Source organism: Rhodobacter capsulatus (genome assembly GCF_003254295.1).
GTDB lineage: Bacteria > Pseudomonadota > Alphaproteobacteria > Rhodobacterales > Rhodobacteraceae > Rhodobacter > Rhodobacter capsulatus.
This window is the reverse complement of the sequence record NZ_QKZO01000004.1, coordinates 168720-181512: the sequence shown is the minus strand read 5'-3', so window position 1 is coordinate 181512 and position 12793 is coordinate 168720. Positions and strand designations below refer to the sequence as shown.

9 protein-coding genes are annotated in these 12793 nt (G+C 67.9%); 4 read left to right on the top strand and 5 right to left on the bottom strand.

Annotated features, from left to right (window positions below; all coding sequences use genetic code 11):
- The first annotated feature begins 959 nt into the window (after positions 1-959).
- Positions 960-2897 carry a methyl-accepting chemotaxis protein gene (locus LY44_RS07400; protein ID WP_055210733.1) on the top strand — a complete coding sequence of 646 codons (1938 nt, stop codon included), beginning with the start codon at positions 960-962 and terminating at the stop codon, positions 2895-2897.
- A 171-nt stretch (positions 2898-3068) separates the two neighbouring features.
- Entirely contained in the window at positions 3069-5411 is a 2343-nt protein-coding gene (locus LY44_RS07395) for a methyl-accepting chemotaxis protein (RefSeq protein WP_081024483.1), read from the top strand.
- A gap of 12 nt (positions 5412-5423) precedes the next feature.
- Here LY44_RS07395 and LY44_RS07390 read toward each other — a convergent pair whose 3' ends face one another.
- Together LY44_RS07390 and LY44_RS07385 are read right to left on the bottom strand one after the other, a co-directional pair.
- The gene (locus LY44_RS07390) at positions 5424-6125 is read right to left on the bottom strand and encodes an alpha/beta fold hydrolase (protein ID WP_055210737.1); all 702 of its coding nucleotides are present in this window, start codon (positions 6123-6125) and stop codon (positions 5424-5426) included.
- Between the two features lie 124 nt (positions 6126-6249).
- Positions 6250-6990, bottom strand: a complete 741-nt coding sequence (locus LY44_RS07385; protein WP_055210739.1) for an alpha/beta fold hydrolase — start codon at positions 6988-6990, stop codon at positions 6250-6252.
- Positions 6991-7142: 152 nt separating this feature from the next.
- Between LY44_RS07385 and LY44_RS07380 the strand changes: the two genes are divergently transcribed.
- Positions 7143-8054, top strand: coding sequence for a DMT family transporter (locus tag LY44_RS07380; RefSeq protein WP_055210741.1), 912 nt, complete (start codon positions 7143-7145; stop codon positions 8052-8054).
- On the opposite strand, the gene LY44_RS07375 is transcribed toward LY44_RS07380, so the two are convergent.
- Complete coding sequence (locus LY44_RS07375; protein ID WP_055210743.1) at positions 8005-8676, bottom strand: thiamine diphosphokinase; 672 nt, start codon at positions 8674-8676, stop codon at positions 8005-8007. The genes LY44_RS07380 and LY44_RS07375 overlap by 50 nt on opposite strands.
- Before the next feature lie 140 nt (positions 8677-8816).
- On the opposite strand from LY44_RS07375, the gene LY44_RS07370 reads away from it, so the two are divergent.
- On the top strand, positions 8817-11123 hold the full coding sequence (locus LY44_RS07370; RefSeq protein WP_055210745.1) for a hypothetical protein: 2307 nt from the start codon (positions 8817-8819) through the stop codon (positions 11121-11123).
- A 48-nt stretch (positions 11124-11171) separates the two neighbouring features.
- Here the strand turns inward: LY44_RS07370 and LY44_RS07365 are convergent, their stop codons facing one another.
- Together LY44_RS07365 and LY44_RS07360 are read right to left on the bottom strand one after the other, a co-directional pair.
- Positions 11172-11417 (bottom strand): DUF2842 domain-containing protein, encoded by a 246-nt coding sequence (locus LY44_RS07365; RefSeq protein ID WP_055210747.1) that lies wholly within the window; start codon positions 11415-11417, stop codon positions 11172-11174.
- A 4-nt stretch (positions 11418-11421) separates the two neighbouring features.
- Positions 11422-12714: an adenylosuccinate synthase gene (locus LY44_RS07360; RefSeq protein ID WP_055210749.1), complete on the bottom strand. Its 1293-nt coding sequence runs from the start codon at positions 12712-12714 to the stop codon at positions 11422-11424.
- Between the last annotated feature and the right edge of the window lie 79 nt (positions 12715-12793).

Genomic DNA, 12793 nt, shown 5'->3' with positions numbered 1-12793 from the left:
GGCCGAGGGTCATGGAGAGGTCAGGCACGATCGCCGCGGTTCCGTGGTCGGGCGGGATCTCTCCCGGTCTCGACGCGATGTTCGGGGGCCATGTGTCCGACCCTGACCCCGTCGTCATCTTCCCGGATCTGCGGCCCTCTGCGGCCCGAACCCCTCCATCCTCCACCCTTCCCTTGGGATGGGCCAAAATTGCGCCAACCCGGCAGGCGGGTCAAACGAATTGCCCGCTGCGCCCGAAAGCTTTTCAACATGCTTTCCAGAGGCTTTCCGGGACGGCAACCGCCCGCCCCGGCCGCGCGCCGAATTGGGGAATAAAAGCTGACCCTGATTTGCAGCGAAATCCTCACATCCAAAGACAAAGTGGCCAGCTCGCCGCAGTCCTGCGCCAAAATCCGACATCGACAGGCCATATCGGACAATATCCACGCCCCATACCGCCGGACGAACGCCCCGCACAGGCAGGCCATACCAGGCCGGATCGAAAATGCCGCCAAATCATGGCCGCATCGGCCCTTTATGCCAACGCGAAAATTGCCATGACGGACCCCGCAAAAGGCGATTTTCACAGATGAAACCGCGACCGGTTCCGAGCCTGCCAACGTTTTGCGTCGTCGCCATGACAGCCCGCAAAAGACATCGCGATCAGAGACATGCCAGTCGATCGAAAAAATGGAAACCTGCTTACCATCCCGAATTTCAGCGGGATTCTCGGCCCGCTTTCGGGCCTTTGCCGCCTGCTGCAGGGCTTCGGAATCGGCGCTCGGGGGCGGGGCTCGAAGGCGGGGCTCGGGGGCGAGCGCCCACAGCCGCAGCGGGTATCGCTCAAGCTAAAACAAATCCAGAACTGTAAGAGAAAATTGACGGATGGCTGCCAGATTGGGGGCTCCACTCGGCCCGTTTCCTGTCTTGTCGCGTACCGTACCTGGCCAGGCTTTCACCTTCCCAGACCTCAAGGCCCCATGAAAAACAAATTCTTCGGTATCTCCGCCCGCATCTACGCGATCGTGGCCCTTGCCGCCCTTTCGCTGATCATCCTGTCCGAGACGCTTTTGCGTTTTGCGGTCTCGAACGCTTATGAGATGCGCGAACAGCATCTCAGCGACGTCACCGACACCGCCATCGGTGTCCTGATCGATCTGGAAGCACAGGTGCAGGCGGGCACGCTTTCCCCCGACCAGGCCCGCGCCGAGGGCGCCCGGCGCCTGACTGCGCTGCGGTTCGACAATTCCGGCTATTTCTACGTGCTCGACCACGAAGCGGTGATGCTGGTCCATCCGACGATGCCCGAGTGGATCGGCAAGTCGCAGATCGGCTTCACCGATCCCTACGGCAAGAAGATCTTCGTGGAGATGATCAAGGTCGCCGAGACCGCGGGCAGCGGCGAGGTGCATTACCATTTCAAGAAGCCCGACAGCGACACGCCCGAGGAAAAGATCGGCTTCGTGCGCGATTTCGCGCCCTGGGGCTGGATCGTCGGCACCGGCTCTTATGTCACCGACATCACCGCGGCGCTGGCGCATCTGCGCAATACCTCGCTGATCGCGATGGCGGTGGCGCTGGTGGCGTTGGGCGGGGCGGCGACGGCGCTGGCGCGCACGGTCACCGGCCCCTTCGGCGCGGTGAATGACCGGATGCGGCAGATGACCGGCGGCGATACCGAGAGCCCGGTCCCCTGCACCACCGCGCGCGGCGAAGTGGGCGAGATGGCGCGGGCGCTGGAAGTGTTCCGGGCCTCGCTTGCGGAAAAGGCGGAGCTGGAGCGGCAACGCCGCGCCCAGGAGGCCGAGATCGCCAAGGCCGAGGCCCAGGCCCGCGACCGCGAAGAGGCGCTGCGGCGCCGCGAACAGGAGGCCGAGGCGGAATTGCAACGCGCCGAAGCCGCCCGCCAGAGCGAGCGCGAGGCGGAACGCCAGCGCACCGAGGCCGAACGCGAAGCGCAGATGCGCGAGCAGATGAATATCGTCTCGGCGCTGGCGCAGGGCCTGCAGGCGCTCTCGGCGGGCGATCTGACCGCCCGGATCACCGAGACCTTCCCGCCCGCCTACGAAGGGTTGCGCCATGATTTCAACGGCGCCATCGACAAGGTCGCGGGGCTGATCGCCTCGATCGTGCAGACGACCGACGTGGTCGAGACCGAAGCGGGCCAGCTTGGCTCGGCCTCGATGGAGCTGGGTCGGCGTACCGAAACGCAGGCCGCCTCGCTCGAAGAGACGGCGGCGGCGATGAACGAGATGGCGGCCTCGGTCGCGCAATCGGTCGAGGGGGCGCGCTCTGCGGCGCAGGCGGTGAACCGCACCCGGGCCACCACCGCCACCGGCCGCGAGGTGGTGCGACAGACGCAACGGGCGATGGACGACATCGCGCAAAGTTCGGACAAGATCTCGCGCATCACCCATGTGATCGACGACATCGCGTTTCAGACCAATCTTCTGGCGCTGAACGCCGGGGTCGAGGCGGCGCGGGCAGGCGAAACGGGCCGTGGCTTTGCCGTCGTCGCCTCCGAGGTGCGGGCGCTGGCGCAACGCTCGTCGGAAGCCGCGCGCGAGATCGCCGCCTTGATCGACACCTCGTCGCGACAGGTTGCCGCGGGGGTGGATCTGGCGGCGCGCTCGGACACCGCGCTGGGCGAGATCGAGACGCTGGTGACCGAGCTGGACGGGCTTCTGGACGGGATCGCCAGCGCCGCGGCCGAACAGTCCTCCGGCATCTCCGAGGTGACAGCGGCGGTGAACCAGCTCGATCAGGTGACGCAGCACAATGCCGCGATGTTCGAGGAAAATTCCGCCGCGACCCAGGGTCTTTTGCACGAGGCGCGCACGCTCAAGGAGTTCAGCGCCGTGTTCCGCATCGCCGGCCGCGCAGGCGGCGCGGCCTGGGACCAGCGGATGGCGGGCTGACCGCCGCCCGGTTGCGCGGAACCGCCCCCCGGCCACAGGGCCGGGGGGCGGTTGCCGCATCGCCCGATCCCCGGATCTGACAAAGATACAAGTTTACCAATCTCCGCGCAGCTTCACCTGCCCTTAATTCCTTTGCGTGATTTTGCGGGAGCGATCTTTCGGAGCAACCGCATGGCACGCGCAAGTACATCCCGCAGCTTTCTCTCCTACCTGGTCCGCATGGGCCTCGTCATCGTCGTCTGCACGACGGCGGTCTTGGCCACCGTCTTCTATTCAGCGCTCGTCGACCGCAGGGCCGAACAGCAAAGCCTGGACATTGCGCATCTGAACGGCGAACTGGCCAAGCTGGAGCGCACCCTGGCCTCGGCCCGCGACATCGAAGCGAAGTTCCGCATCGACCGCAAGGAAACGCGAATCGGCGATCACGCGCGGCAAATCCTGGACGCCTCGACGCAGCTCAAGGAGCTGGTGGCCGACGAAGCCGCCCTCGGCCTTGCCGACAGCGCCAGCAGGGCCGGTGCGCTGCAGGATCTGCTCGACAGCTACGAGGAGAATTTCGCCCTCTTTGCCGATACCCGGGTGGTGCTCGGGCTTGATGCCGATTCCGGGCTGGAAGGGCAGCTGCGCGCTTCGGTGCATGCCGCCGAGAAGATGGTGGGCGCGCTCGCCCTGCCGAAGGTCGAGCTGACCTTGCTGAAGATGCGCCGGTCCGAAAAAGACTTCATCATGCGTCTTGATCCGAAATATGTCGAAAAGCTCGACAAGGAGATCGAGACCTTCAAATCCTATCCCGAAACGATGTTCGTTTCGGCGCAGCACCGCGAACGGACCCTGGCGAAGCTGACCGAGTATCAGGACGCCTTCCATCAATATGCCGATCTCGCGCTGCAGATCGACGGCATCCTGCGCGCCTGCGACGAGAGCTATGACGCCATGCCGCTGGCCCTTTCCGCCCTGCGCCAGGACCTTGAAGCCGATGTCCTGCGGATGACGGCGGCGACCGATGCGGCGAAGATGCGCGGCTATATCCTGATGTTGCTGGCGGGCGGGATCGGGATGCTGGTGCTCGGGGTCTCGGCGGTGCGGCTGTTCCGCGCCACGGTGACGCCGCTGCGCGCGGTGACGACGGCGGTGCAGGAACTGGCCGAGGGGCGGACCGAGATCACCGTGCCCGAGACCCGGGTCAGCGAAGTGCGCTCGATCGGGGCGGCGCTTGAAAGCTTCCGGACCACGATCCTCGAACGACAGCGGCTCGAGGCGGAAAGCATCGCCGCCACCGAGCGGGAAGCCCAGGCCCGGATCGCGGCCGCCGCACAGGAACGCGCCGAGATGGCGGAACGGGCCCGCCAGGCCGAGGAAGAACGTGCCGCCGCCGCCGCCGCCCAGGCGCGCGAACATGCCGCCGCCGCGGAAATCGCCGCCGTGGTGGCCGCCTGCGCCGAGGGCGATTTCTCGCGCCGGCTGCGCACCGATGACAAGACCGGCATCTTCGTCGATCTCTGCGCCGGGATGAACCGGATCGGCGAGGCGGCGGATGACGGGCTCAGCGCCGTGCGCGTCGCGCTGGAACGGCTGGCCGAGCGCGACCTGACCCATCGCATGCCCTCCCGCTTCCACGGCATCTTCGCCGAGATCGCGGAGACGATGAACCGCACCACCGAAAGCCTGACCGGCACGCTGGGCGACATTTCGGTGTCCGCCACCGCCGTCGATACTTCGGCGCGCGAGATCGCCGGGGCCGCCGACGACCTGGCGCGGCGGTCGGAACGCAATGCCGCGATGCTGGAACAGACCGCTTCGGCGCTGGAACAGATGTCGGCCACCGTCCGTTCGGCCGCCAGTTCGGCGCAGGTCGCCCGCAGCGCGGTGACCGAGATCTCGAACCGGGCCGGGGCCGGGCATCAGGTGGTGTCGCGGGCCGTTTCGGCGATGGACGAGATCAAGGCCTCGTCCGAGGCGATCGGGCGCATCCTGCAGGTGATCGACGACATCGCCTTCCAGACCAACCTTCTGGCGCTGAATGCGGGGGTCGAGGCGGCACGGGCGGGCGATGCCGGGCGCGGCTTTGCCGTCGTCGCCTCCGAGGTGCGGGCGCTGGCGCAGCGCTCCTCCGAAGCCGCCCGCGAGATCGCCCGGCTGATCGAGACCGCGTCGAACAACGTCAACCAGGGCGTCGGGCTGGTGCATGATTCCGGTCAGGCGCTGCGCGAGATCGTTGCCGGGGTCGAGGATGTGGCGCAAAAGATCGCCGAGATCGTCACCGCCTCGCAGGAAACCGCGACCGGGATCACCGAGATCTCGAATGCGACGACGGAACTGGACCGCACGACGCAGCAAAACGCCGCCGTCTTCGAGGAGACCAATGCCGCGGTGCGCTCGTTGCAGGGCGAGGCGACGGCGCTGGCCGAGGCCGTGGCGACCTTCCAGTTGCAGCGCGAGGAGAGCTGGGCGCCGCGCGCGCCTGAGGCCGAGGAGCCCCGACCGGCGCTGTTCGTGTCGCGCCGCAGCGCCTGAGCCGAGGGGCCCTCAGCGCGGCGCGTCGAGCCAGTCGCGCAGCGCCTCGGAGACGAAAAGCGGCTGTTCGAGCGGCGCCAGATGACCGGCGCCGGGGATCAGCCGGAACGTCGCCTGCGGCATGAGTTCCGCCAGGAATTCATGCCGCCGCGGCGGGCAGATCGTGTCGTGTTCGCCGCAGATCAGCAAGGTCCGCACCCGCAGATTGCGCAGCGCGCGCTGCTGATCGGGGCGGCGCATCAGGGCGCGGGACTGGCTGGTGAACAGCTCGGGGCCAAGCGTTCCGGCCATCTCCAGAAGCATCGCCTGCACCTCGGCCCGGCCCTCGCCCGGGGCCAGCGCGGCGGCGGGAATTTCTTCCAGCATCACCTCGTCCAGCCGTCCGGTGCGGGCGCGGATGATCCGCGGCTCGCGGCTGGCCGCCTGCGCCGGGGTCTCGGCCAGCGGCGAGACGTCGATCAGCCCCAGTCCCGAGACCCGTTCGGGCACCCGGCGCGCCACCTCCATCGCGACAAGCCCGCCCAGCCAATGCCCGACCAGACTGAACCGCGGCGGCGCGACCGCAAGGACATGCTCGGCCATCTCCTCGACCGTCGCGCCGGAAAGCGGCACGGCGATCACCGCGCGATCGGCGGAAAAGGCAATGATCTGATGCCAGTAGAGCCGCGCATCACACATGAAGCCCGGCAGGAAGATCAACGGATCGGCAGACATGCTCACCCCAGCAACGCGCGGTTTCGCGCTTTTTGCCCTAGGTAGCGCGAAGGGGGGGCGAGGGAAAACCCCCCTCGCGCAAAGGTTAGCGCCCCGGATCTGTGCCCGGATCCGCACTCCGGGCTCAGAGCGGCGCGATCTCGTCGATTGCCGCCTTGATCAGCGCCAGATTGTCGGGGGCGGAGAAATTGTGATCCGCGCCCTTCACCAGCGTCAGCCGGATATCGGGCCCCGTGGCATGGTGGAAAAGCTTCACCGCCCAGTCCGGCGGCACGGCGCGGTCCTCCGAGCCCTGCAAAAGCCGCGTCGGGAAGGGCAGCGCCAGGGGCTTGCGCAGCACGAAATGGTCGCGGCCATCGACGATAAACTTGCGGCTGATGCGATAGGGCACCGGGCCGCCGTGATGCAGGTCAAGATAGCCCTGGTCCATCAGCAAGGCCTGCTGCTCGGGCGAGAAACTGGCCCAATAGCCGTCCTCGGTGAAATCGGCCGCCGCCGCGATCGTCACCAGACCCGCGACCTTTTCCGGGCAGTCCCGCGCCAGCAACAGCGCCAGCCAGCCCCCCATCGAGGAGCCCACCAGCACCTGCGGCCCCTCGGCCAGGTTCAAAAGCACCGAGCGCGCGTCCTGATACCATTCCGCGATCGAGGTTTCGGCATAAACGCCCGAGGATTGCCCGTGCCCCGAACAATCAAAGCGCAGGAAACCGCGGCCGGTGTCCGCCGCCCAGGCGTCGAGCGCCGTCGCCTTGGTGCCGGTCATGTCGGAATGCAGCCCGTGCAGGAACATCACCCCCGGCCCCTTGCCCGGACGGCGGTCATAGGCGATGCGGCGGCCCTCGGGGCTGTCGAAGAAATCAGTCATGGCGGTCTCCTGTAAGGTCGGGCCTGAAGGTTTCGGCAAGCCTAATCCGCAAGCGCGCCCGCCCTCAACCCGGCAATGCGGGTCGCGGCAAATCGCCCGCCGCCCGTCGTTTTCAGGATGGACGCCCCCTGCCCCGCAGGCTAGGCGAAAGCATGAGCCATCAAGACCGTATCCTGCCCGGCATCCTTTTGATGCTTGGCTTTTGCATCATCGCGCCGCTGATCGACGTCGCCTCGAAACTGGCGGCGCAGGCGGTCCCCGTCGGCACCGTCACGCTGGGCCGCTATGTCGCGCAACTGCTGTTGATGGTGCCGATCGTGGCGCTTCTGGGCCATCCCTGGGGCATGAGCCGGCGGGCGCTGGCGCTGACCTTTGCCCGCGCCGCGGTCTCGGTGCTCTCGACCTATTCCTTTGTCGCCGCCGTGCAGCACATGCCGATCGCCGATGCGCTGGCCATCGCCTTTGTCGAGCCCTTCGTGATCCTGTTCATCGGCCGCTTCGTCATGGGCGAGGAGGTCGGGCCGCGCCGGATCGGCGCCTCGGTCGTGGGCTTCATCGGCGCGCTCTTCGTGATCCAGCCGTCTTTCGCCGTCTTCGGCGCGGTGGCGCTTTACCCCCTGGGCACCGCGGTCGGTTTCGCGCTTTACATCCTGCTGACCCGGGCGCTGTCGCGGCACATGCATCCGGTGCCGATGAACCTGCACACCGCCTGGGCCGCGATCGTGATCCTGATCCCGATCCTGACGCTGGGCGGGCAATTCGACCTCGGCCAGATGCGCTTCGAGCTGCCCGAGGGGATCTTCTGGCTTTGGTGTTTCTGCGTCGGGCTGGCCTCGACCGTCAGCCACATGTCGATGAGCTATGCGCTGAAATACGCCCCCTCCTCGACGCTGGCGCCGCTTCATTACTTCGAGATGCTGACGGCGACGCTGTTCGGCTATCTGGTTTTCGGCGATTTCCCGAATGCGCTGACCTGGGTCGGCATCGGCATCATCACCGCCTCGGGGCTTTACATCATCCACCGCGAGCGTCTGGCGGCAAAAGCGCGTGCAGCACGGGCGTAAGCTGATCCTTCGGCAGCAGCACCAGCATCGGGCCGTCGATCTCGAGCGTCACCGGCCCCAGCGCCTCGTTCGAGGTGCCGGTGCGGCTTTCGGGGGCGAAAGCGAGCCCGTCGATCGGCCAGCGCAGCCCGGTCGAGCGCCCGGACACCGGCCCCATCGGATGCAGCGACACCCGCGTGCCCGGAGGCAGATCCAGTACCAGCCGGGGCGGGGCGCGAAAGATCACCTCGTCCTCGGCGATCAGGATCACGGTCTGGTCCGGTCGCGCCGTCAGTTCGGTCAGCGCCGCCAGCGTGTGATCGAGCCGCAGCCCGGTGAAGCCAAGGCACAGATAGAACCGCGCCGCGACATGGTGCAGGCATTTGCCGAAATCGGTGCTGTCCTGCTCGGCCACCGGATGCAGCCGGTCCTCCAGCGCCGCCCGGCCCGCAGCCGAGAGACTGTCCATGTCGCCGATCACCGCCGCGGGCGTCAGACCCAGCGCCAGCGCCCGGTCGGCGCCGCCATCGGCCGCCACCAGCACCGGCGCGATCGTCAACGAAATGGCAACATCGGCCGGAGCGGCGATTCCCCCGCCCAGCAGCGTGACCCCGCCTTCACAATGGACAATTTCCGCATTCATGGCATGATTGATGAGGATTAAGGCAAAGACATGCAACCGATATCGCTAAAATTCCCTGCATTTGCCTTTTTTCGTTCACCGGAAAGCACCAGTTCCCAAGCATGGTGAACGCAATGAGGTTCAGGAGAGGCGAAACGCCCATGGTTGGAGCGAGCAAGATCTTAACCGTCTCCTACGGCACCTTCTCGTGCACGCTGGAGGGGTTCGACGAGCCCTTCACGACGATGAAGGCGATTGCGGAATATTTCCGCGATCTGGCCGCGGAAGACCGGTATTTTGGCGCCGAGCCGCCGCAGCCCGATGCCGAGATGCTGCATCGCATCGCCGAGCGCGAAATGGCGCGGCGGGTCGATGCGAAGATCGAAAAGAACAGCGTGGTCTTGCGGCCCGGCGCTGCGGCGACGCCGGAACCGGCGCCTGCCGTGGTGGCGATGCCCGCCGTGGTGCAGGTTGCGGTGACGCCGGTGGGGCCCGCCGCCGCCGCGCCCGAGGGTGTCGGCGATCCGATCAGCGAATCGGTGGCGGCGAAGCTGCAGCGCATCCGCTCGGCGGTGGCACAGGCGCGCGCGGCGCAGGGACCGGCCGACCCCGAGCCGGATCTTCCCGCCCCCCCGCAAGCCGCCCCCGCCGTCACGCCCGATCCTGCGCCCGAAACTGCGGCCGAGCCGATCGCCGCGCCGGAAGACTTCGGCTTTGCGCTGGATATCTCCGGCCCGCTGCGGGCGGAGGAGTTGAGCGCCGAGGAGCCCTCCGCCGAGGCGACGCAGCCCCCGCGCGCCGACCCGGCCGCCGAGAGCGAGGACGAGGACGAAGACGAGACCCCGGGCGGCAGCATGGATCCCGAAAAGATCGAACGCATGCGCCGCCGCGCCGAACGCCGCGCCGCCCGGCAGCTGCAGGCCGAGGCGCAAGGCACCGCCGAGGATGCGGTCGAGGATGCGGCCGAACCGGGGACCACGCCGGAGGCCGAAGCCGTGCCAGCGCCCGCCGCCCCCGTGACGGCTTCCCCCGAGATGGCTTCCCCCGAGACGACCGCGCCCGAGGTGGCGGCTGCGGAAGCCGCCGCATCGCCCGAGGCGCCGCGCCCGGTGATCCGGGCCCGGGTGATCAAGCTGCGCCGCGCCGAGCCGCTGGCCGCCGCCGCGGCGGTGCCCGCGCCCGAAGCCGAAGTCCCCCCCGAAGCTGCCGAAGACATCGACCGGATGCTGGCCTCGGTCAGTGCGACGATGGCCGAAGCCGCTGCCCCCGAAAGCCCGGCCGCGCCGGAACCGGCGGCGCTGAGCGCCGAGGCGGAAGCCGAGCTGATGGCGGATCTGGCCGCGTTGACGGAAGATCTGGGCGATGTCGATTGGGGCATCGAGGGCTGGAGCACCGAAAGCGCCGAAGCCGACCCTGCCCCGGCTGAAACCGAACCTGCCGCAACCGAAGCCGCGCCGGAACCCGAGGTCGACCTCGAGGCGCTGGTGGTCGAGCTGGATCCCGAACCGGAGCCCGAACCGGAGGAAGACGCCCCCGCGGCGGCTGCCGCGCCCGAAGCGCCTGCGGTCAGGACGCCCGCGATCGATCTTGACGCGCTTTTCGCCGAAGACCCGCCGGAGCCTGCGCCCGCCGCCTTGACCGTTGTCCAGGTGCCGCCCGACGCGCTGCCGCCCGGCGTCACCGACCGCCGCACCCACCCGACCGAGCCGCTGATCCTGCCCGCGCGCCCGGCCGCGAAAGCCCCGCCGCTGCCCGAGGGCGACCTGCCGCGGCTGCTGGAAAAGGCCGATGCGCAGATGGCAGGCAACGAGAACCGGCGCCGGATCTCGGCGATCGCGCATCTCAAGGCCGCCGTGGCCGCCACCGTGGCCGAACGCCGGGCCGGAAACGAGGCTGTCGAAAAGGACGAGACCGCGCCCTATCGGCAGGATCTGACGCAGGCGGTGCGGCCGCGCCGTCCGGTGCTGCCCGGGGTCGGCGAAAGCCATCATCAGACCGCCGCCCGCCCGGAAGCCCGCCCGGCGCCGCTGGTGCTGGTCTCCGAGCAGCGCGTCGACCGCGCCCCCGCCGAGGCCGTCGCCAAGGCGCAGGCGGTCCGTCCGCGCCGGATCGTGGCCGCGACCCTGGTGCAGGAAACCGCGCCCGAGGCTGCCGATGACGAGATCGAGCTGCCGCTGAGCCCTGAGGAAGCCTCGAGCTTTGCCGAATTCGCGCAAAGCCGGGCGCCGCAGGGTCTGGCCGAGCTGCTGGAAGCCGCCGCCGCCTATACCGCGCAGGTCGAGGGGCGGCCGCATTTCTCGCCGCCGCAGATCATGAGCAAGGTCTCGGCCGTGGGCGACGCCAGCTTCAGCCGCGAAGACCGGCTGCGGATGTTCGGAACCTTGTTGCGTCAGGGCAAGATCGCCAAGGTGAAGCGTGGCCAATATGCGATCACCGAGGCGAGCCGGTTCTATCAGGCCCGCGCCTGAGCCATCGGAGGACGCGATGCGGAAACGGAGGGGCAAGCCCCTCCGTTTTCATTTCTGTTCAGGCGGTTGCGCGTCCGGGTCGGGTTTGCCGACGCCGATGAAGACGGGCTTCATCGGCGCGATCCAGAGAAATCCCAGCCCGACATAGACCAGCACCGATCCCCACCACGGCAAAACGCCCCAGCGCGCCTCGGCCCAGGCCACGGCGGAAACCGCCACGACGATATAGGCCGGAAGGCCGACGACCAGAACGAACAGCGCCAGGCGGCGGCGGGTCTTGTAGGGGATCGGCACCGGCTCAATCCTCGAAGGGGTCGGTCACAAGGATGGTGTCATCCCGCTCGGGCGAGGTCGAGAGCATCGCCACCGGGCATTGGATCAGCTCTTCGATGCGGCGGACATATTTCACCGCGGCGCCGGGCAGATCGTTCCACGACCGCGCGCCCTGCGTGCTTTCCGACCAGCCGTCCAGCTCCTCGTAGATCGGTTTCGCCTTCGCCTGCAGCGCGGCTTGCGTCGGCAGATAGTCGTAGCGCACGCCCTCGACATCGTAAGCGACGCAGATCTTCAGTTTCTCGAAACCGTCGAGCACGTCAAGCTTGGTCAGCGCGATGCCCTTCATGCCGGAAATCGCGCAGGTCTGGCGCACCAGCACCGCATCGAACCAGCCGCAGCGGCGCTTGCGCCCGGTGACGGTGCCGAATTCATGGCCGCGCGTGCCCAGACGCTCGCCGTCGTCGTCCTTCAGCTCGGTCGGGAACGGGCCTTCGCCGACGCGGGTGGTATAGGCCTTGACGATGCCGAGCGAATAATCGACCGCATTCGGCCCGAGGCCCACGCCGGTCGCCGCCTGCCCCGCGATCACGTTCGAGGAGGTGACAAAGGGATAGGTGCCGAAATCGATATCGAGCAGCGAGCCCTGCGCGCCTTCGAAGAGGATGCGCTTGCCCGCCTTGCGCAGCTCGTTCAGGACTTTCCAGACCGGCTTGGCATATTGCAGGATCTCGGGCGCGATGGCGCGCAGATCGGTCAGCACCGCCTCGCGGTCGATCGGGCCAAGGCCCAGCCCGGCGCGCAGCGCGTTGTGGTGGACAAGCGCGCGATCGACGCGCAGCTGCAGCGTTTCATCATCGGCCAGATCGGCGACACGGATGACCCGACGGCCGACCTTGTCTTCATAGCAGGGGCCGATGCCGCGGCCGGTGGTGCCGATCTTGGCCACCGCGGCATGGGCCTCGCGCGCCCGGTCCAGCTCGCCGTGGAACGGCATGATGAGGGGGGTGTTTTCCGCGATCATCAGGTTGTCGGGATTGATCTCGACGCCCTGTTCGCGGATCGCCGCCACTTCCTTGACCAGATGCCAGGGGTCCAGCACGACACCATTGCCGATCACCGAGAGCTTGCCGCCGCGCACGACGCCCGAGGGCAGCGCATTCAGCTTGTAGACCTTGCCGCCGATGACGAGCGTGTGGCCCGCATTGTGGCCGCCCTGAAAGCGGGCGATCACGTCGGCCCGTTCCGAGAGCCAGTCGACGATCTTGCCCTTGCCTTCGTCGCCCCATTGGGCGCCGACAACCACCACGTTGGCCATTCGCATTCTCCGCAGGTCTGAAAACCGCGCGACATATAGCGGGGTGAGCGCCCGGGGGAAACCGATTTTTCGCCGCAAG